At 58.6% G+C, this 19,895-nt stretch carries 18 protein-coding genes; 15 read left to right on the top strand and 3 right to left on the bottom strand.

What is annotated here, in order from left to right; translation table 11 throughout:
- The first annotated feature begins 36 nt into the window (after nt 1-36).
- From J0G10_RS06855 to ispD, 7 genes are all read left to right on the top strand, one after another.
- Entirely contained in the window at nt 37-984 is a 948-nt protein-coding gene (locus J0G10_RS06855; RefSeq protein ID WP_038357918.1) for an acetyl-CoA carboxylase carboxyltransferase subunit alpha, read from the top strand.
- A gap of 132 nt (nt 985-1,116) precedes the next feature.
- Nucleotides 1,117-2,445 carry a tRNA lysidine(34) synthetase TilS gene (gene tilS / locus J0G10_RS06860; protein ID WP_220558169.1) on the top strand — a complete coding sequence of 443 codons (1,329 nt, stop codon included), beginning with the start codon at nt 1,117-1,119 and terminating at the stop codon, nt 2,443-2,445.
- Nucleotides 2,446-2,719: 274 nt separating this feature from the next.
- Nucleotides 2,720-4,351: a CTP synthase gene (locus J0G10_RS06865; protein WP_093436570.1), complete on the top strand. Its 1,632-nt coding sequence runs from the start codon at nt 2,720-2,722 to the stop codon at nt 4,349-4,351.
- 5 nt (nt 4,352-4,356) lie between these two features.
- Entirely contained in the window at nt 4,357-5,202 is an 846-nt protein-coding gene (gene kdsA, locus J0G10_RS06870; protein ID WP_095050406.1) for a 3-deoxy-8-phosphooctulonate synthase, read from the top strand.
- A 157-nt stretch (nt 5,203-5,359) separates the two neighbouring features.
- Complete coding sequence (gene eno, locus J0G10_RS06875; protein ID WP_220558171.1) at nt 5,360-6,649, top strand: phosphopyruvate hydratase; 1,290 nt, start codon at nt 5,360-5,362, stop codon at nt 6,647-6,649.
- A 171-nt stretch (nt 6,650-6,820) separates the two neighbouring features.
- Nucleotides 6,821-7,099, top strand: coding sequence for a cell division protein FtsB (gene ftsB, locus J0G10_RS06880; protein WP_007908838.1), 279 nt, complete (start codon nt 6,821-6,823; stop codon nt 7,097-7,099).
- Nucleotides 7,096-7,803: a 2-C-methyl-D-erythritol 4-phosphate cytidylyltransferase gene (gene ispD / locus J0G10_RS06885; RefSeq protein ID WP_220558173.1), complete on the top strand. Its 708-nt coding sequence runs from the start codon at nt 7,096-7,098 to the stop codon at nt 7,801-7,803. Before ftsB ends, ispD begins: the two co-directional genes overlap by 4 nt.
- Before the next feature lie 117 nt (nt 7,804-7,920).
- Here ispD and J0G10_RS06890 read toward each other — a convergent pair whose 3' ends face one another.
- A complete protein-coding gene (locus tag J0G10_RS06890; protein ID WP_095050408.1) occupies nt 7,921-8,817 on the bottom strand; it encodes a LysR substrate-binding domain-containing protein in 897 nt (298 codons plus the stop codon).
- A gap of 115 nt (nt 8,818-8,932) precedes the next feature.
- On the opposite strand from J0G10_RS06890, the gene J0G10_RS06895 reads away from it, so the two are divergent.
- The 8 genes from J0G10_RS06895 to rpoS all read left to right on the top strand — a co-directional run bounded on the left by J0G10_RS06895 (nt 8,933) and on the right by rpoS (nt 16,172).
- Nucleotides 8,933-10,045, top strand: coding sequence for an S-(hydroxymethyl)glutathione dehydrogenase/class III alcohol dehydrogenase (locus J0G10_RS06895; RefSeq protein ID WP_093436558.1), 1,113 nt, complete (start codon nt 8,933-8,935; stop codon nt 10,043-10,045).
- 90 nt (nt 10,046-10,135) lie between these two features.
- Complete coding sequence (fghA, locus tag J0G10_RS06900; protein WP_220558836.1) at nt 10,136-10,987, top strand: S-formylglutathione hydrolase; 852 nt, start codon at nt 10,136-10,138, stop codon at nt 10,985-10,987.
- A 43-nt stretch (nt 10,988-11,030) separates the two neighbouring features.
- Nucleotides 11,031-11,504: a 2-C-methyl-D-erythritol 2,4-cyclodiphosphate synthase gene (gene ispF / locus J0G10_RS06905; protein ID WP_038979164.1), complete on the top strand. Its 474-nt coding sequence runs from the start codon at nt 11,031-11,033 to the stop codon at nt 11,502-11,504.
- On the top strand, nt 11,501-12,559 hold the full coding sequence (gene truD, locus J0G10_RS06910) for a tRNA pseudouridine(13) synthase TruD (protein ID WP_220558175.1): 1,059 nt from the start codon (nt 11,501-11,503) through the stop codon (nt 12,557-12,559). The genes ispF and truD overlap by 4 nt, the downstream gene beginning before the upstream one ends.
- Complete coding sequence (surE, locus tag J0G10_RS06915; protein ID WP_007908831.1) at nt 12,547-13,296, top strand: 5'/3'-nucleotidase SurE; 750 nt, start codon at nt 12,547-12,549, stop codon at nt 13,294-13,296. Before truD ends, surE begins: the two co-directional genes overlap by 13 nt.
- A gap of 41 nt (nt 13,297-13,337) precedes the next feature.
- Nucleotides 13,338-13,973: a protein-L-isoaspartate(D-aspartate) O-methyltransferase gene (locus J0G10_RS06920; protein WP_171057346.1), complete on the top strand. Its 636-nt coding sequence runs from the start codon at nt 13,338-13,340 to the stop codon at nt 13,971-13,973.
- A gap of 212 nt (nt 13,974-14,185) precedes the next feature.
- Nucleotides 14,186-15,055, top strand: coding sequence for a peptidoglycan DD-metalloendopeptidase family protein (locus J0G10_RS06925; RefSeq protein WP_220558837.1), 870 nt, complete (start codon nt 14,186-14,188; stop codon nt 15,053-15,055).
- A gap of 106 nt (nt 15,056-15,161) precedes the next feature.
- Nucleotides 15,162-16,172, top strand: coding sequence for an RNA polymerase sigma factor RpoS (rpoS, locus tag J0G10_RS06930; RefSeq protein WP_038357938.1), 1,011 nt, complete (start codon nt 15,162-15,164; stop codon nt 16,170-16,172).
- Nucleotides 16,173-16,698: 526 nt separating this feature from the next.
- Here rpoS and fdxA read toward each other — a convergent pair.
- The gene (gene fdxA / locus J0G10_RS06935) at nt 16,699-17,022 is read right to left on the bottom strand and encodes a ferredoxin FdxA (RefSeq protein ID WP_007908827.1); all 324 of its coding nucleotides are present in this window, start codon (nt 17,020-17,022) and stop codon (nt 16,699-16,701) included.
- Nucleotides 17,023-17,185: 163 nt separating this feature from the next.
- On the bottom strand, nt 17,186-19,756 hold the full coding sequence (gene mutS, locus J0G10_RS06940) for a DNA mismatch repair protein MutS (protein ID WP_220558838.1): 2,571 nt from the start codon (nt 19,754-19,756) through the stop codon (nt 17,186-17,188).
- Nucleotides 19,757-19,895 lie beyond the last annotated feature (139 nt).

The following is a 19,895-nucleotide window of genomic DNA, read 5'->3' on the forward strand; positions in this document are numbered from 1 at the left end:
CAAGCTCATTTGGGACACGACCCAAGACGGACGCCTATGAACCCGAATTTTCTAGATTTCGAACAGCCGATCGCCGACCTGCAAGCCAAGATCGAAGAGTTGCGCTTGGTCGGTAATGACAATTCGCTGAATATCGGCGATGAGATCTCCCGCCTGCAGGACAAGAGCAAAACGCTGACCGAAGACATCTTCGGCAAGCTGACCAGCTGGCAGATCGCACGCCTGGCGCGTCACCCGAAACGCCCGTACACCCTCGACTACATCGAGCATATCTTCACCGAGTTCGACGAACTGCACGGTGACCGTCACTTCTCTGACGACGCGGCCATCGTTGGCGGTATCGCCCGTCTGGAAGACCAGCCGGTGATGATCATCGGTCACCAGAAGGGTCGTGAAGTCCGTGAGAAGGTGCGCCGTAACTTCGGCATGCCGCGTCCGGAAGGCTACCGCAAGGCTTGCCGTCTGATGGAGATGGCCGAGCGTTTCAAAATGCCGATCCTGACCTTCATCGACACCCCGGGTGCCTATCCTGGCATCGACGCTGAAGAGCGTAACCAGAGCGAAGCGATCGCCTGGAACCTGCGCGTGATGTCGCGCCTGAAGACCCCGATCATCGCCACCGTTATCGGTGAGGGTGGTTCCGGTGGTGCACTGGCCATTGGCGTCTGCGACCAGCTAAACATGCTGCAGTACTCGACCTACGCGGTAATCTCGCCGGAAGGTTGCGCTTCGATTCTGTGGAAAACCGCCGAAAAAGCGCCGGATGCTGCTGAAGCAATGGGCATCACCGCCGAGCGTCTGAAAGGCCTGGGCATTGTCGACAAGGTGATTGGCGAGCCTCTGGGCGGCGCGCACCGTGATCCGGCGGCTGCGGCTGCATCGATCCGTGCCGAGCTGAGCTCGCAACTGGCGATGCTGAAGAAGTTCGATAACGAAGCGTTGCTGAAGCGCCGTTATGATCGACTGATGAGCTACGGTCTCTAAGTCGAGCGCAATACCCCTGTAGGAGTGAGCCTGCTCGCGATGAGGGCGTAACATTCAACCAATGTGTTGGCTGTCACACCGCTATCGCGAGCAGGCTCACTCCTACATTTGTTTTGGGGCAAAGAGTTAAATATGGGGCAGTCCATGATTGATTTGCCTTCACGGCTTTTGCACAACCTTGAGCCTTGGCGCAATGCCGCTCATTGGCGTATCGCGTTTTCCGGTGGTCTCGATTCCACCGTCCTGCTGCACCTGCTTGCCGATCTGGCAAAAACCGAATCCATCCCCGCGCTAAGCGCTATCCATATCCATCACGGCCTTCAGGCTGCGGCTGATGCGTGGCCGCAACATTGCCAGTCCGTGTGTGATGCGCTGGGAGTGCCGTTGCTGATCGAGCAGGTGACGGTGCAACCAGGCGCGAGTCTGGAGCGGGCGGCGCGGGATGCGCGTTACGCCGTGTTCAGTGCGCTGACCCAAGCTAATGAGGCGTTAATCACTGGTCAGCACCGTGATGATCAGGCGGAAACACTGCTGTTCCGGCTGCTGCGTGGTGCGGGAGTGCGCGGATTGTCGGGAATGCCGCAGCAAAGGCCAGTGGGGCAGGGCATGTTGATTCGCCCGTTGCTGGATGTCACTCGAGCCGAGCTGGAACGTTACGCGCAGGCTCACTCGTTAAGCTGGATCGAAGATCCGTCAAATCAGGATCGACAGTTCTCGCGCAATTACCTGCGCCATCAGGTCATGCCGGTGCTGAGCGAGCGCTGGCCGCAAGCGCAGGCGAACATGGCCCGCAGCGCCGCGCATCTGCGTGAAGCTCAGGGGCTGCTCGATGAGTTGGCGCAGATCGATCTGGCGCAAGCCGCGACTGCTCATGATTATGAATGGCTGGTTTTACCGTCGCTGGAACTGGCGCCACTCGCCGCACTGTCTGCTGCCCGGCAACGAAACGCGATCAGCCATTGGCTCGAACCCTTCACGCAACTGCCAGATACCGACCACTGGTCGGGTTGGAAAAATCTGTGCGATGCCGCTCACGATGCTTCACCGGTATGGCGTCTGGCCGATGGCGAGCTTCACCGCAGCGCCGGGCGTCTGTGGTGGCTGAGTGGCAACTGGTTGCGCACGCCAGTGATCGGCGTCGAGTGGCAGAGCCCGGCGTCAGCGCTACGCTTGGCCGATAACGGACATGTCACGTTCAGCGGGCAGACTCCCGTCGGGCCTTTGCGCATTGCCTATCGTCAGGGCGGTGAAGTCATGCAGCTGGCGGATCGCGGCCACCGTGACCTCAAGCGCCTGCTCAATGAGCGCGCGGTCCCGGGCTTCATGCGTGGCAGATTGCCGCTGCTGTTTCGCGGCGATGAATTGCTCGCGGTGGCGAACCTGCCGGGACTTGATGGTCATGCACAGGACGGCTGGAAATTGCATTGGCTGCCAACAGACGAAGATCAAGGTTTGAGCTGAAAGGAGCATTCCGGTAGACTACGCTCCCTTCTTGATACAACTTCTGTGGATTCGCCTGAATTGCAGGAGTTGCCGATTACCAAGCAGTCTTTGCTGGGCGATTCCAAAAAATGTGTAGCGAGCAACGTACCGGTGTTTCACCTGCCGGTCTGTCCCAACGCGGCGGTTTTTTTGAAAGGTGCACTGTGATTAATGCAGGTGATCGGGGGCTTCGGCCTTCCTTCGCTTTCCCCGGCGGCTCGTACCGCTTTAACGCAGACTTCTAGGGTTTTTCATGACGCGCTACATATTCGTCACGGGCGGTGTTGTTTCTTCATTGGGGAAAGGCATTGCATCGGCTTCATTGGCAGCCATCCTGGAGGCGCGGGGACTTAAGGTCACCATGCTGAAGCTGGATCCGTACATCAACGTCGATCCGGGCACCATGAGCCCGTTCCAGCACGGTGAAGTGTTCGTCACCCACGACGGCGCCGAGACCGACCTGGACCTGGGGCACTACGAGCGGTTCATCCGCACGACCATGACCCAGAACAACAACTTCACCACCGGTCGTGTCTACGAGCACGTGCTGCGCAAAGAGCGCCGTGGTGACTACCTGGGTGCAACCATCCAGGTGATCCCGCACATCACCGACGAAATCAAGCGCCGCATCATCAAGGGTGCCGGTGACGCTGACGTGGCGATGGTTGAAATCGGTGGCACCGTCGGTGACATCGAGTCGCAACCGTTCCTCGAAGCCATCCGTCAACTGCGTTTCGAAGTCGGCGCCAAGCGCGCGATGCTGATGCACCTGACACTGGTGCCGTACATCGCCACCGCTGGCGAAACCAAGACCAAACCAACCCAGCACTCGGTAAAAGAACTGCGTTCGATCGGCCTGCAGCCAGACGTGCTGGTGTGCCGTTCCGATCACCCGATCGACATCTCGTCGCGTCGCAAGATCGCTCAGTTCACCAACGTTGAAGAGCGTGCGGTGATCGCACTGGAAGACGCCGACACCATCTACAAGATCCCGGGCATCCTGCACTCGCAGGGTCTGGACGATTTCGTCGTTGAGCGTTTCGGCCTGCAATGCGGCAGCGCGGATCTGTCCGAGTGGGACGCGGTGGTTGACGCCAAGCTGAATCCGGAACACGAAGTGACCATCGCCATGGTCGGCAAGTACATGGAGCTGCTGGACGCTTACAAGTCGTTGATCGAAGCGATGAGTCACGCCGGCATCAGCAACCGCACCAAGGTCAACCTGCGTTACATCGATTCCGAAGATATCGAAAACCAGGGCACTGCGCTGCTCGAAGGTGTCGACGCGATCCTCGTACCGGGCGGCTTCGGTCTGCGTGGCGTGGAAGGCAAGATTACTGCCGTTCAGTACGCTCGCGAAAACAAGGTTCCATATCTGGGTATCTGCCTCGGTATGCAAGTGGCGGTCATCGAGTTCGCCCGTAACGTGATGGGCTGGAAAGACGCCAACTCCACCGAGTTCGATCGCGCCAGCGGCCATCCGGTGGTCGGTCTGATCACCGAGTGGGAAGACGCGACCGGTGCCGTTGAAGTACGTACCGAATCGTCCGACCTGGGCGGCACCATGCGCCTTGGCGCTCAGGACTGCCTGCTTGAAGCCGGTTCCAAGGTCCACGACTGCTACGGCAAGGACGTGATCGTCGAGCGTCACCGTCACCGTTACGAAGTGAACAACAACCTGCTGCCACAGCTGATCGAAGCTGGCCTGAAAATTTCCGGTCGCTCCGCTGATGCGGCGCTGGTTGAAGTGGTTGAAGCGGCCGATCACCCATGGTTCGTTGCTTGCCAGTTCCACCCTGAGTTCACCTCGACACCACGTGATGGCCATCCGCTGTTCAGCGGTTTTGTCAAAGCAGCGTTGGCTCAACACCAGAAGAAGGCGTAACCCCGATGGCACAGAAGATCATCCGCGTCGGCGACATCGAAATTGCCAACGACAAACCCATGGTGCTGTTCGGCGGCATGAACGTGCTGGAAAGCCGTGACATGGCCATGCAGGTTTGCGAAGAGTACGTAAAGGTCACCGAAAAACTCGGTATCCCTTACGTGTTCAAGGCCAGTTTCGACAAGGCTAACCGTTCTTCTGTGGCCTCTTATCGTGGTCCTGGCCTGGAAGAGGGCATGCGCATCTTCCAGGACATCAAACAAGCCTTTGGCGTGCCGATCATCACCGACGTCCACGAGCCTGATCAGGCCGCGGTCGTCGCTGAGGTCTGCGACATCATTCAACTGCCGGCCTTCCTGTCGCGCCAGACCGATCTGGTCGTCGCGATGGCCAAGACCAATGCAGTGATCAACATCAAGAAAGCCCAGTTCCTCGCGCCTCAGGAAATGAAACACATCCTGAACAAGTGCGTGGAAGCGGGTAACGATCAATTGATCCTCTGCGAGCGTGGTTCGAGCTTCGGCTACAACAACCTCGTGGTCGACATGCTCGGCTTCGGCATCATGAAGCAGTTCGAGTACCCGGTATTCTTCGACGTGACCCACGCGCTGCAAATGCCTGGCGGTCGTGCCGACTCCGCTGGCGGTCGCCGTGCCCAGGTTCTGGATCTGGCCAAGGCGGGCATGAGCCAGTCGTTGGCAGGTCTGTTCCTCGAAGCGCACCCGGATCCGGACAATGCCAAATGCGACGGCCCTTGCGCCTTGCGTCTGGACAAACTGGAGCCATTCCTGGCCCAGCTCAAGGCTTTGGACGAACTGGTGAAGAGTTTTCCGACGGTAGAAACCGCGTAACACTCAATTCTCCGGTAAAGTACCGCACGATTTGTCGCTCATGCCCTCGGGCATGAGCGTTATCGTCTGCAAGCCTGCCCGCTGCACACCCCTTGCCGACGGTAAAAAGATTTCCTCTAGCTGCGTCGTTTTCGTCAACTTTGGAGTGTTTACAACAATGGCAAAAATCGTCGACATCAAAGGTCGTGAAGTTCTCGACTCCCGTGGCAATCCCACCGTGGAAGCGGACGTGCTTCTCGACAACGGCATCATCGGCAGCGCTTGCGCGCCGTCCGGTGCATCCACTGGCTCGCGTGAAGCACTCGAGCTGCGTGATGGCGACAAGAGCCGTTACCTGGGCAAGGGCGTGCTCAAAGCGGTAGCCAACATCAACGGTCCGATCCGCGATCTGCTGCTGGGCACCGACCCAAGTGACCAGAAAGCCCTGGATCACGCGATGATCAAGCTCGACGGTACCGAAAACAAGGCAACCCTGGGCGCCAACGCCATCCTCGCCGTGTCCCTGGCTGCGGCCAAGGCTGCTGCACAGGATCAGGACCTGCCGCTGTACGCACACATCGCCAACCTCAACGGCACTCCGGGTGTTTACTCGATGCCGGTACCGATGATGAACATCATCAACGGTGGCGAGCACGCCGATAACAACGTCGACATCCAGGAATTCATGGTGCAGCCGGTTGGCGCCCAGTCGTTCTCGGAAGGTCTGCGCATGGGCACCGAGATTTTCCATCACTTGAAAGCTGTGCTGAAGGCCCGTGGCCTGAGCACTGCCGTTGGCGACGAAGGCGGTTTCGCACCGAACCTGGCGTCCAACGAAGACGCGCTGAAAGTGATCTCGGAAGCTGTGGCCAACGCCGGTTACAAGCTGGGCACCGACGTGACCCTGGCGCTGGACTGCGCGGCTAGCGAATTCTACGAAGACGGCAAGTACAACCTGTCCGGCGAAGGCCAGGTGTTCACCGCTGAAGGTTTCGCCGATTACCTCAAAGGCCTGACCGAACGTTATCCGATCATCTCGATCGAAGACGGTCTGGACGAGTCCGACTGGGCTGGCTGGAAGATCCTCACCGACAAGATCGGCGAGAAGACTCAGCTGGTGGGCGACGACCTGTTCGTAACCAACACCAAGATCCTGAAAGAAGGCATCGATAAAAAGATCGCCAACTCGATCCTGATCAAGTTCAACCAGATCGGCACCCTGACCGAAACCCTGGAAGCCATCCAGATGGCCAAGGCTGCCGGTTACACCGCAGTGATCTCGCACCGTTCGGGCGAAACCGAAGATTCGACCATTGCCGACCTGGCTGTGGGCACCTCGGCTGGCCAGATCAAGACCGGTTCCCTGTGCCGTTCCGACCGCGTTTCCAAGTACAACCAACTGCTGCGTATCGAAGAGCAGTTGAATGGCAAGGCCAAGTACAACGGTCGCAGCGAGTTCCGCGGCTAAGTACAAATCGATGGAAGGACACCGGATTGTGTCGAAAAAGTCGTGACAGCGATGGATTTGCCACTAATCTGATGCCTTAACAGCACAAGCCTGGGTCTTCCAGGCTTCGTGCTATCAGATGCTTCAAAGTTTTGGCGTGGCTGTCTTTTTTCACTGGATACCTGATATTCGATGCGCAGTCCTTACTGGTTGTTTCTCGTTTTGCTCTTGCTACTGGCCGGTTTGCAGTACCGCCTGTGGGTGGGCAATGGCAGTCTGGCGCAAGTCGCCGAGCTGAATCAGCAGATAGCTGATCAACACGCCGAGAACGAAGGTTTGCTGGAGCGCAATCGCGTGATGGACGCTGAAGTCAGCGAGTTGAAAAAGGGCATGGAGACCGTTGAAGAGCGGGCTCGTCACGAACTGGGCATGGTCAAGGACGGCGAAACCCTTTACCAGTTGGCCCAATGATCAATTCCCTGCCGGCCTTCTGGGCCGTGATTCCTGCTGCGGGCATCGGTGCCCGAATGGCCGCGGACCGTCCCAAGCAATACCTGCAACTGGGCGGACGCACAATTCTCGAACACAGCCTCGGCTGTTTCCTCGATCACCCAAGCCTTAAGGGCCTGGTGGTCAGTCTTGCTGTTGATGATCCTTATTGGCCGAACCTGGCGTGCGCTGGCGATTCGCGTATTCAGCGCGTCGAGGGCGGCGCCGAGCGTTCCGGCTCGGTGCTCAATGCTTTGCTGCATTTGCATGCGCAGGGTGCCGATGATGAGGATTGGGTGCTGGTGCACGATGCGGCACGACCGAATCTGAGTCGCGAAGATCTCGACAAGTTACTGGATGAACTGGCGGACGATCCGGTCGGCGGCCTGCTCGCCGTTCCGGCGCGCGACACCTTGAAGCGAGTCGACAAGCACGGTCGTGTGCTGGAGACCGTGGATCGCAGCGTGATCTGGCAGGCGTATACGCCGCAGATGTTTCGCCTCGGCGCGTTGCATCGGGCGTTGGCGGACAGTCTGGTGGCGGATGCTGTGATCACTGATGAAGCTTCGGCGATGGAGTGGGCGGGGCTTAAGCCTCGTCTGATTGAAGGGCGGGCGGATAACCTCAAGGTGACCCGGCCGGAAGATCTGGAGTGGTTGCGTCAGCGTTGGGCGAATCGCCGCTGAATTTTTGTGGTGCCTGTTGAATCGCCATCGCGAGCAGGCTCACTCCTACATTTTGAAATGCGTTCCCCTGTAGGAGTGAGCCTGCTCGCGATAGCGCATTTACAGCCAACGCAACACTCATTCCTGATACTCCGGCCGCTCAGCCAATCCTTCCTTGAGAAAATCCACCAACTTGCGCACCTTCGGCGACAAGTGCCGCTGTTGCGGGTATAGCGCCCACACCGCCGTATTTGGTGGCTGATGCGCCTCCAGCAACGAAATTAGCGCGCCGCTGTGCAAATGCTCCAGCACGTAATAATCCGGCAATTGACACAGCCCAACCCCCTGCAACGCCGCATCCAGCACCGCTTGCCCGCTGTTGCAGCGCCAGTTGCCCTGCACGCGCTGGGAAAACTCCCGTCCGTTTTGCTCAAGCTGCCAGATGTCCGAGCTGCCAATCAGGCAATTGTGCCGACTCAATTCCGACAGGCTATGTGGGCGACCGTACCGCTCGACGTAGGACGGTGACGCACACAGATACATTCGCCGTGGCGCCAGGCGTGTTGCGACCAATCGCGAGTCCTGCAAACGACCCAGGCGAATCGCCAGATCCAGGCCTTCATGCACCAGATCGAGCTGGCGATTGCTCAGTTCGATATCGATGCGCAGTTGTGGATAAAGCCCCATAAACCGCGTCACCAGCGGCACGATAAAACGCTCGCCGTAAGCCACGGCGCAGGTCATGCGCAGCATGCCTTTCGGTTCGCTGGTCAGATCGCCGACGGCGCGCAAGGCTTCTTCGCGGCCATCCTGCAAGCGTTGGCAATGTTGCAGGAAGGTCTGCCCGGCCTCGGTCAGCGTCACCCGGCGTGTGCTGCGATAGAGCAGGCGCGTCTGAAGTCTTTCTTCCAGCCGTACGATTTGTCGACTTATGTGCGAGGACGAAACCCCAAGGCGTTCGGCGGCGGCGGTGAACTGGCTGCATTCGGCAACGGCAACGAACTCGTCGATGCCTTCCCAGCGATTTTCGGACATCGGGATTATCCCTGTGTGGCAATAATGTTTTGCTTTTGTCCTGATTATTCATCGTAAGGCTGTGTATTACACTCCTTGTCTGGTTTTTTATTATTCGATTCACTGGAGAGTCAGCATGATCAAGTCGCGCGCCGCCGTTGCCTTCGAGGCCAAGAAGCCGCTGGAAATCGTAGAAGTCGATGTCGCCATGCCCAAGGCTGGTGAAGTGTTGCTGCGCGTGGTGGCTTCCGGGGTTTGCCACACGGATGCCTACACCCTGTCCGGTGCAGACCCGGAAGGTATCTTCCCGTCGATCCTCGGCCACGAAGGCGGCGCCATCGTCGAAGCGATCGGCGAAGGCGTGACCTCGGTTGCGGTGGGCGATCACGTCATTCCGCTGTACACCCCGGAATGCGGCCAGTGCAAATTCTGCAAGTCGGGCAAGACCAACCTGTGTCAGGCGATTCGCGCGACTCAGGGCAAGGGTTTGATGCCGGACGGCACTTCGCGTTTTTCCTACAAGGGCGAAACCATTTTCCACTACATGGGTACTTCGACATTCTCGGAATACACCGTGTTACCGGAAATCTCCGTGGCCAGGATCTCCAAAGATGCGCCGCTGGAAAAGGTTTGCCTGCTGGGCTGCGGCGTCACCACCGGTATCGGTGCGGTGCTCAACACTGCCAAGGTCAAACCCGGTGACACCGTGGCCATCTTCGGTCTGGGCGGCATTGGTTTGTCCGCAGTCATTGGCGCGGTGAAAGCCAAGGCTGCGCGAATCATCGCCATCGACATCAACCCGGCCAAGTTCGAGATCGCCAAACAACTCGGCGCTACCGACTGCGTAAACCCGAAAGATTTCGATCGTCCGATCCAGGAAGTGATCGTCGACATGACCGATGGCGGCGTCGACTTCTCCTTCGAGTGCATCGGCAACGTGCAATTGATGCGCGCCGCCCTTGAGTGCTGCCACAAAGGTTGGGGCGAGTCGGTGATCATCGGTGTGGCCGGTGCCGGCCAGGAAATCGCTACCCGTCCATTCCAACTGGTGACTGGTCGCGTCTGGCGCGGTTCGGCATTCGGTGGCGTGCGCGGTCGTACCGAATTGCCAAGCTATGTCGACATGGCTCAGAGCGGTGAGATCCCGCTGGATACGTTCATCACCCACACCATGGGCCTGGAAGACATCAACAAGGCGTTCGACCTGATGCACGAAGGCAAGAGCATCCGTACCGTCATTCATTTCTAAAAGCAGCCCCAAGTTACGAGCTTCAAGCTGCAAGTCAGGCCGCTTTTGCCTTTTCTTGAAGCTCGAAGCTTGCCGCTTGCAGCTGGGAGAATCCCCATGAGTCTGGAAAACATCTCCTGTCAGAAGAGTTTTGGCGGTTGGCACAAGCGCTATCGCCATCGCTCCGACGTGCTCGGTTGCGACATGGTGTTCGCCGTGTACCTGCCGCCACAGGCGGAGCAGGGCGGTAAGTTGCCGGTGCTGTACTGGCTGTCAGGCCTGACCTGCACCGATGAGAACTTCATGCAGAAGGCCGGCGCGATGCGCACGGCTGCCGAACTGGGTTTGATCATTGTTGCGCCGGACACCAGCCCGCGCGGCCCCGATGTCCCGGGTGATCCGGACAACGCTTGGGATTTCGGCCTTGGCGCCGGGTTCTATCTGAATGCCACGCAAGAACCTTGGTCGCGCCACTATCGGATGCATGACTATGTCGTGCAGGAATTGCCTTCACTGGTTGAAGCGCATTTCCCGGCATCGGACAAGCGCAGCATCAGTGGCCACTCGATGGGCGGCCACGGAGCGCTGGTCTGCGCGTTGCGCAATCCGGGGCGTTACCAATCGGTGTCTGCGTTTTCGCCAATCAACAATCCGATGGATTGCCCTTGGGGCCAGAAGGCGTTCTCCCGTTACTTAGGCGAAGACCGTTCGAAGTGGAAAGAGTGGGATGCCTGCGCACTGATCGCCGAAGCGGATGAAAAATTGCCGCTGCTGGTTGATCAAGGTGATCGCGACGACTTCCTCGAAAATCAGCTCAAACCCGAAGCCCTGCAACAAGCGGCAAAACAAGCGGGCCATCCGCTGACATTGCGTCTGCAACCGGGCTACGACCACAGCTATTTCTTCATCTCAAGCTTTATAGACGACCACTTGCAGCATCACGCACGCGCCCTGCGCGGTTAATGCAGGTAGAATCACGCCCTGACAAAAATCGGGGCGTTTTTTTATGCGTATTGGCCACGGCTATGATGTGCACCGTTTCGCTGAAGGCGATTTCATTACTCTGGGCGGCGTGCGCATTGCACACAGCTTCGGGCTGCTCGCTCATTCCGACGGTGATGTCCTGCTGCACGCCTTGAGCGATGCCTTGCTCGGCGCCGCGGCGCTGGGTGATATCGGCAAACACTTCCCGGACACTGATCCGCAATTCAAGGGCGCCGACAGCCGTGTGCTACTGCGTCATGTGGTCGCGCTGATCCATGCCAAAGGCTGGAAAGTCGGCAACGTCGACAACACTATCGTTGCCCAGGCACCGAAAATGGCCCCGCATATCGAATCGATGCGCGCGTTGATCGCGGCGGATCTACAAGTTGAGTTGGATCAAGTGAACGTGAAAGCTACCACCACCGAAAAGCTTGGCTTTGTCGGTCGCGAAGAAGGCATTGCCGTGCACTCCGTTGCCTTGTTGCTGCGCGCATGAACGAACTGCAATTGCTCGGCCCGCGCGCCTATGGCGAACCCCTCGGCAGTGGGGTACTGAAAGCCATCGCTGAAGATTTTCAGGTCGATGAAGTCCTCGATATCCCGTTCAGCGGCGACGGTGAACACCTGTGGATCTGGATCGAGAAACGCGGCCTCAACACTGAAGAAGCCGCACGGCGTATCGCCAAGGCTGCCGGTGTGCCGTTGCGCACGGTCAGCTATGCCGGCCTCAAGGATCGTCAGGCGCTGACTCGCCAGTGGTTCAGCGTGCAATTGCCGGGCAAGGCCGATCCGGATTTGTCGGCGGCGGAAAACGACACGCTGAAGATTCTCAAGACCACTCGCCACAAACGCAAACTGCAACGCGGTGCGCATTCGGCCAACGGTTTCACCTTGCGTTTGACTCAGTTCGATGGCGACAAAGCAGCGATTGAGCAGCGTCTGCAGCTGATAGCCCAACAAGGCATCCCCAATTATTTCGGCGCCCAGCGTTTCGGCCACGACGGCGGCAATGTTGTTGATGCGCGTTCGTGGGCGGCGCGCAAGGCGTTGCCGGAGCAACGCAATGTTCGTTCGCGCCTGCTCTCGACCGCGCGCAGTTTTCTCTTCAACAAGGTGCTCGCCGCACGAGTGGCCGATGGCACCTGGCAAAAAGCCCAGGTCGGCGACCTGCTCGCGTTCACCGACAGCCGCAGTTTTTTCCCGGCCGGAGAAGCTGAATGCAGCGACCCGCGTCTGGCGATTCTCGATCTGCACCCGACCGGTCCTCAGTGGGGCGAAGGTGACTCGCCGACCGCAGGCGTTGTCCATGAATTGGAGCAGGGGATCGCCGCCGATGAAGCAGAGCTGCGCGATTGGTTGATTCATGCCGGCATGAGCCACGAACGTCGCATCCTGCGGCTGCCCATTGCCGGGTTGACGTGGCATTATCCCCAGCCTGACATTCTGCAACTGGAATTCGTCCTCCCGGCCGGATGCTTCGCCACCGTATTGGTGCGCGAGCTTGTTGATCTGGTGCCGGTGGGGCAGACGGACAGCCCATGCGTATTCTGATTTCTAACGACGATGGGGTAACCGCACCCGGTCTCGCCGCGCTTTATGCTGCGCTGGCGGATTACACCGAGTGCGTGGTTATCGCCCCGGAGCAGGACAAAAGCGGCGCCAGCAGTTCGCTGACGCTCGACCGTCCGCTGCACCCGCAATACCTGGCCAACGGCTTTATCAGCCTCAACGGCACCCCGACCGACTGCGTGCACCTGGGCCTCAACGGCTTGCTGGAGCGCGAGGCGGACATGGTGGTTTCCGGGATCAACCTCGGCGCCAATCTTGGCGATGACGTGCTGTATTCCGGGACAGTGGCGGCCGCCCTTGAGGGACGTTTTCTCGAGCGTCCGTCGTTCGCTTTTTCGCTGGTCTCGCGGCAGGTGGATAATCTGCCGACGGCGGCCTACTTTGCGCGCAAACTGGTCGAGGCCCATGCCGGGCTTGATCTGCCACCGCGCACGGTGCTCAACGTGAACATTCCCAATCTGCCGATCGACCATATTCGCGGTATTCAATTGACCCGCCTCGGCCATCGCGCCCGTGCAGCGGCGCCGATGAAAGTGGTCGATCCACGGGGCAAGGCCGGTTACTGGATTGCCGCGGCCGGTGATGCCGAAGATGGCGGCCCGGGCACTGATTTTCACGCAGTGATGCAGGGCTATGTTTCCATCACGCCGTTGCAGCTCGATCGCACCTTCAACGATGCGTTCAGAAGCCTCGACGGCTGGCTGGAGGGACTGCGCTGATGGCCCGTGAACATGAAGACAGGCTGCGCAGCGGGATCGGCATGACCTCTCAGCGTACCCGCGAGCGGCTGATCCAGCGCCTGTACGAAGAGGGCGTGTCCAACGCCAAGGTGCTGGAAGTGATCCGGCGTACGCCGCGTCATCTGTTCGTCGATGAAGCGCTGGCACACCGTGCTTATGAAGACACGGCGCTGCCGATCGGCAATAACCAGACGATTTCCCAGCCTTATATGGTGGCGCGCATGAGCGAGCTGCTGCTGGAGGCGGGCCCACTGGATAAGGTGCTGGAGATCGGCACCGGTTCCGGTTACCAGACGGCGGTGTTGTCACAACTGGTTGAGCGGGTGTTCTCGGTTGAGCGCATCAAGGTACTGCAGGATCGCGCCAAGGAACGTTTGGTTGAACTTAACCTGCGCAACGTGGTGTTCCGCTGGGGCGATGGTTGGGAAGGGTGGCCGGCGCTGGCACCTTATAACGGTATTATCGTCACCGCCGTGGCCACGGATGTACCGCAAGCCTTGCTTGACCAACTAGCTCCGGGCGGACGCATGGTGATTCCGGTGGGCTCCGGGGAAGTGCAGCAATTGTTGCTGATCGTGCGTGAGGAAAACGGCTTTTCCCGGCATGTTCTCGGGGCTGTCCGTTTTGTGCCGTTGCTCAATGGGCCACTGGCCTGAGCTTTTGTTTGCGTGCGCTGAATTCCTTTCGTTCGCTTGTGTCTTACTTCGGCGACGATGGTTTAAACGCAGCAGATTGTCAGCTGGCAAACGTGTGCGTGAAGCGATTTCGCTTCATTAAAGGTAAAGCCGATCCGGCCCGTTATACTTGCGACACCTCATGCCGAAATCCGGCATTCCACATTTTTCAGCCACCACAAAGGGAGCGGCGGGTGAGTCTCACAGTCATTGCGCAGCGTATGGGTAACACGAGCTTTCAGCGCCTGGTGACTGGCCTCGTCTTGAGCACCTTGCTGGTCGGTTGCTCCAGCACCAAATCGAGCAATGTGCGGGTGGTCGATCGCAACAACGCGGTGGCCCAGCGTCCTACGGTGACGACCGGACAATATGTAGTCCGTCCGGGCGATACGATGTTTTCGATCGCATTTCGCTACGGCTGGGACTACAAAGCCCTCGCTGCCCGGAACAATATTCCTACGCCGTATACGATCCATCCGGGTCAGACAATTCGCTTTGACGGCCGCACCGGTTCAACGCCGACGGCGGTGGTGAGCAACAGCAGTTCTTCACCTTCTTCGTCGAGTAAAACCACGGTAATCCGGCGCCAGGCAAATGGCACCACTACCACTACAACCACCGGTTCTGCGGGGGCTGTACCGTCCGTCGCCAACAAGCAAGCGCCCGCGCCGTTGCCTCCGGCAGGCCCAGCCCCGACCGGCTGGGGATGGCCATCTAATGGCATTCTGATTGGAAAATTCTCTTCAAACGGTAGTTTGAATAAAGGAATTGATATCGCCGGAGATTTGGGACAGCCTGTTTTAGCTGCGTCTGATGGGACGGTGGTATACGCCGGGAGTGGCTTAAGGGGCTACGGCGAATTAGTCATCATCAAACACAGCGAAACCTACGTCAGTGCCTACGGACATAACCGCAGGCTGTTGGTTCGGGAGGGACAGCAGGTCAAGGTCGGACAGACAATTGCCGAAATGGGGTCAACGGGTACAGACCGGGTGAAACTGCATTTTGAGATTCGCCGCCAAGGTAAACCTGTAGATCCGCTGCAGTTCCTGCCAAGACGTTGATTTGTAAGCCAGCCTGTTCCGTCGCGTAGAGGGGACAGGCTCCAGCGCTGCCAAGGATAAAGGCGTCGCTTGAGCTTGGGGTCGAACTCACCAAAGGACTATAACAATGGCTCTCAGTAAAGAAGTGCCGGAGTTTGACATCGACGATGAGGTTCTCCTTATGGAGACCGGCATCGATTCGGAATCTTCGATGTCGAATGATGAAGGGGCTGCTCCACCTTCCGTTCGTTCCAAATCCAAACACTCCGCTTCACTTAAACAACATAAGTACATCGACTACACGCGTGCACTTGATGCCACGCAGTTGTATCTCAACGAAATCGGCTTTTCCCCACTGCTCTCTCCGGAAGAAGAAGTTCATTTTGCGCGACTGTCGCAAAGTGGCGATCCGGCCGGACGCAAGCGCATGATTGAAAGTAACCTGCGGCTGGTGGTCAAAATCGCCCGGCGTTACGTCAATCGGGGGCTGTCGCTGCTGGATCTGATCGAAGAGGGCAACCTCGGATTGATCCGGGCGGTGGAAAAGTTCGATCCCGAGCGCGGCTTCCGCTTCTCGACCTACGCGACCTGGTGGATTCGTCAGACCATCGAGCGCGCGATCATGAATCAGACCCGGACCATCCGGTTGCCGATCCATGTGGTCAAGGAGCTCAACGTGTACCTGCGGGCTGCACGGGAGCTGACGCAGAAGCTCGACCACGAACCTTCACCCGAAGAAATTGCCAACCTGCTGGAAAAACCGGTGGGCGAGGTCAAGCGCATGCTTGGCCTGAACGAGCGGGTTTCTTCGGTCGACGTCTCGCTGGGTCCGGATTCGGATAAAACCCTGCTGGACACCCTTACCGACGATCGTCCGACCGATCCTTGTGAATTGCTGCAGGATGACGACCTGTCGCAGAGCATCGATCAATGGCTGTCGGAGTTGACCGACAAGCAGCGCGAGGTGGTCGTACGCCGCTTCGGCCTGCGCGGCCATGAGAGCAGCACGCTGGAAGATGTAGGCCTGGAGATCGGCCTGACCCGGGAACGGGTGCGGCAGATCCAGGTAGAAGGTCTCAAGCGCCTTCGTGAAATCCTCGAGAAGAATGGCCTGTCGAGCGAGTCGCTGTTCCAGTAAGCGCCTTCCACGCGTGCCCGCAAGAAGCCCCGACTGGTTCGGGGTTTTTTGTTGACCTGAGTTTGCTGGCAATCCAGCACCACCCTGCGCATTGCCGGACGTATGGTTGGCATTTCCATCGTTTGTAGTCTCGCGGTGTAAGCCTTGGCTTACTCTTTCGTAAGTGTTCACTATCTTTACGCGGGAGCAGACGTCGATTGCTCTAGATGGCTAATTCTAACTTATTGAATTTTATATATATTTTTTAATGTGAAGTGCTTATTACAGCGCTCTTTCGCTCCTGCGGCCGATTGCTCTTGGCAGGGAACTCTTTAGTATCTGGGTTGTGTCGACGGACAGACACGCCCTTCAAGGAAGAGGGGAACGGACATCGCAGGACGCGATTCATCAGGACGATGAAAAGGAATACAGGGAATAGGGAAAAAATGTGGGCGGGTCATACCGCCCCTTTTTTCGCCTGCAGAATAGTAGAACCCGCAAAAAGCAAAAAGGCCCGCAAGGGGCCTTTTATTGAACGCGCGACAGATCAGCGTTCGAGGTCTTTGATCTTGCCTTTGACGCCATCCCACTCTTCGGCATCCGGCAGCGATTCTTTCTTCTCGGTGATGTTCGGCCAGATTTCAGCCAGCTCAACGTTGAGTTGAATGAATTCCTGCATCTCTTCCGGAACTTCGTCCTCGGAGAAAATGGCTACGGCCGGGCATTCCGGTTCGCACAGGGCGCAGTCGATGCACTCATCCGGGTGAATCACCAGGAAGTTCGGGCCTTCGTAAAAGCAGTCCACCGGACACACTTCTACGCAGTCGGTGTACTTGCACTTGATGCAGTTGTCGGTGACGACGAAGGTCATTTCTAATTTTCTCCTCAGGCGGCGGCAGCGTTGCCCCTTCACGGTTGGGGTCGCCAGGTTCGGGAGCGATACCTGCTGGCCAGGCTATTAGCCAGCAGCATCCCAAACCGCGCGAGATTCTAACAGCTTGAAGCCGTTTGCGTTATATCCGCTTCTTCAGTGCTTATATCCGGTTCTTCAGTGCATAGAGCATTTCGAGCGCACGACGCGGGCTCAGGTCATCCAGATCCAGTTTAGCCAGCTCATCGAGCACCGGGTGCGGCAGGCTGGCGAACATGTCGCTTTGCTGTGGCGTCGCCGGTTTGCCCTTGGTGGCAGGTTTCGGCGCTTCATGCGGCAAAGCGGTTTCTTCCAGTCGGCTCAAATGCTCACGGGCACGCACGATCACTTCGCTTGGCACACCGGCCAGTTGCGCCACCGCCAGACCGTAGCTCTGGCTGGCAGGTCCCGGCAGCACGTGGTGCAGGAAGACGATGCGTTCGTTATGCTCGGTCGCATTGAGGTGGACGTTGGCCACCAACGGCTCGGCTTCCGGCAACACGGTCAGTTCGAAGTAGTGGGTGGCAAACAGCGTATACGCGCGCAGATGCGCCAGACGCTCGGCCGCCGCCCATGCCAGCGACAGACCGTCGAAGGTGCTGGTGCCGCGCCCGACTTCGTCCATCAGCACCAGACTGCGCTCGGTGGCGTTGTGCAGGATGTTGGCGGTTTCGCTCATCTCGACCATGAAGGTCGAACGGCCACCGGCCAGGTCATCGCTGGAACCGATTCGAGTGAAGATGCGGTCGACCAGCGACAGTTCGCAACTGGCTGCGGGCACGAAGCTGCCAATGTGAGCGAGCAACACGATCAATGCGGTTTGGCGCATGTAGGTGGATTTACCACCCATGTTCGGGCCGGTGATCACCAGCATACGGGTGTTGTCATCCAGGCTCAGGTCGTTGGCCACGAACGGCGTGGTCAGCACTTGCTCGACCACCGGGTGACGACCCTGGGAGATGCGCATGCACGGCTCGCTGACGAAGCGCGGGCAGTTCAGGTCAAGATTCAGCGCACGCTCGGCGAGGTTGCTCAACACGTCCAGTTCGGCCAGCGCGCCGGCGGTGTCCTGCAGCGGTGGCAACTGGCTGATCAGGTCTTCCAGCAGGGCTTCGTAAAGCATCTTCTCGCGCGCCAAGGCACGGCTCTTGGCAGAGAGGGCTTTGTCTTCGAACTCTTTCAGTTCCGGCGTGATGAAGCGCTCGGCGCCTTTCAGGGTTTGCCGACGGATATAGTCCGCCGGTGCCGACTCGGCCTGCTTGCTCGGCAATTCGATGAAGTAGCCGTGAATGCGGTTGTAACCGACTTTCAGGTGGCTAAGACCGGTGCGAGCTTTCTCGCGGGCTTCGAGATCGATGAGGAACTGGCCGGCGTTTTCGCTCAGTGATTGCAGCTCGTCGAGTTCGCTGTCGTAACCGGTTTTCAGCACGCCGCCGTCACGGATCACCGCCGGCGGATTGTCGATGATGGCCTTTTCCAGCAGTGCCGCCAGTTCCGGGTAGGTGCTGGTGATGGTCGCCAGACTTTGCAGGTGCGGTGCTTCCAGGTCAGTCATCGCCACTTGCAGTTCAGGCAGGGCACCGAGGGCGTCGCGCAAGCGAGCAAGGTCACGAGGACGTGCGTTGCGCAGGCCGATCCGCGCGAGAATTCGCTCGATGTCGCCGATTTCCTTGAGCTGTGGTTGCAGCTTTTCGAAACGATAGCGATCGAGCAGGCACGTGATCGAGGTCTGGCGCGCCAGCAGTACGGTCAGATCGCGCAACGGACGATTCAGCCAGCGGGTCAGCAGGCGACTGCCCATGGCGGTCTGGCAGCGATCAACCACCGATTGCAGGGTGTTATCGCGACCACCGGCCAGGTTGGTGTCGAGTTCGAGGTTGCGACGGCTTGCACCGTCCAGCACCACGGTGTCATCCAGGCGTTCGTGGCGCAGGCTGCGCAGGTGGGGCAGGGCGGTGCGCTGGGTTTCCTTGGCGTAGGCCAACAGGCAACCGGCCGCGCCGATTGCCAGGGTCAGGTTCTCGCAGCCAAAACCCTTCAGGTCTTGGGTGGAGAACTGCTGGCAAAGGCTTTTCAGTGCTGAATCACGCTCGAAATCCCACGGCGCACGACGACTGACGCCACGGCGTTTTTCCGCTGGCAGGTCTCTTGGCCAGTCATCTGGTATCAGCAGCTCCACCGGGTTGATCCGCTCCAGTTCCGCCAGCAGGTTTTCCCAGCCTTTGATTTCCGACACGCTGAAACTGCCGCTGGTGATGTCCAGCACGGCAAGGCCGAACAGACGTTCGTCACCCAGCAGGGCTGCAATCAGGTTGTCGCGGCGTTCATCAAGCAGCGCTTCATCACTGACCGTACCCGGCGTAAGGATCCGTACGACCTGCCGCTCAACCGGGCCTTTGCTGGTGGCCGGATCGCCGACCTGCTCACAAATCACCACGGACTCGCCAAGCTTCACCAGCTTCGCCAGATAGCCTTCCGCCGCGTGGTAAGGAATCCCACACATCGGAATCGCCTGCCCCGCCGACTGTCCGCGCGCGGTCAGAGTGATGTCCAGCAACTTGGCTGCCTTCTTCGCGTCTTCGTAGAAGATCTCGTAGAAGTCGCCCATGCGGTAGAACATCAGCTGATCTGGATGCTGATTCTTCAGGCGCCAGTACTGCTGCATCATCGGGGTGTGGGAGGACAGGTCTGAAATAGCTTTATTCATCAGGGGTTTAGCTTTACCGGAAAAAGTGACAAGGCAAAAACGGGGTCGTTTGCATCTACGAAATGGCGAGTGTTTGCCAGCGATGCGGCCCGTGAGTTGATTCAGTGGAGCCGAGTATGAAGTTTTT

Source organism: Pseudomonas germanica (genome assembly GCF_019614655.1).
GTDB lineage: Bacteria > Pseudomonadota > Gammaproteobacteria > Pseudomonadales > Pseudomonadaceae > Aquipseudomonas > Aquipseudomonas neuropathica.

Bases quoted from the DNA above. Each gene is read 5' to 3' on its own strand.
- ispD (WP_220558173.1), top strand. From the start codon at position 7,096: ATGATCAATTCCCTGCCGGCCTTCTGGGCCGTGATTCCTGCTGCGGGC.
- fdxA (WP_007908827.1), bottom strand. From the start codon at position 17,022: ATGACCTTCGTCGTCACCGACAACTGCATCAAGTGCAAGTACACCGAC.
- J0G10_RS06920 (WP_171057346.1), top strand. From the start codon at position 13,338: ATGACCTCTCAGCGTACCCGCGAGCGGCTGATCCAGCGCCTGTACGAA.
- J0G10_RS06890 (WP_095050408.1), bottom strand. From the start codon at position 8,817: ATGTCCGAAAATCGCTGGGAAGGCATCGACGAGTTCGTTGCCGTTGCC.
- J0G10_RS06865 (WP_093436570.1), top strand. From the start codon at position 2,720: ATGACGCGCTACATATTCGTCACGGGCGGTGTTGTTTCTTCATTGGGG.
- rpoS (WP_038357938.1), top strand. From the start codon at position 15,162: ATGGCTCTCAGTAAAGAAGTGCCGGAGTTTGACATCGACGATGAGGTT.
- kdsA (WP_095050406.1), top strand. From the start codon at position 4,357: ATGGCACAGAAGATCATCCGCGTCGGCGACATCGAAATTGCCAACGAC.
- ispF (WP_038979164.1), top strand. From the start codon at position 11,031: ATGCGTATTGGCCACGGCTATGATGTGCACCGTTTCGCTGAAGGCGAT.
- tilS (WP_220558169.1), top strand. From the start codon at position 1,117: ATGGGGCAGTCCATGATTGATTTGCCTTCACGGCTTTTGCACAACCTT.
- truD (WP_220558175.1), top strand. From the start codon at position 11,501: ATGAACGAACTGCAATTGCTCGGCCCGCGCGCCTATGGCGAACCCCTC.
- eno (WP_220558171.1), top strand. From the start codon at position 5,360: ATGGCAAAAATCGTCGACATCAAAGGTCGTGAAGTTCTCGACTCCCGT.
- J0G10_RS06895 (WP_093436558.1), top strand. From the start codon at position 8,933: ATGATCAAGTCGCGCGCCGCCGTTGCCTTCGAGGCCAAGAAGCCGCTG.
- J0G10_RS06855 (WP_038357918.1), top strand. From the start codon at position 37: ATGAACCCGAATTTTCTAGATTTCGAACAGCCGATCGCCGACCTGCAA.
- ftsB (WP_007908838.1), top strand. From the start codon at position 6,821: ATGCGCAGTCCTTACTGGTTGTTTCTCGTTTTGCTCTTGCTACTGGCC.
- surE (WP_007908831.1), top strand. From the start codon at position 12,547: ATGCGTATTCTGATTTCTAACGACGATGGGGTAACCGCACCCGGTCTC.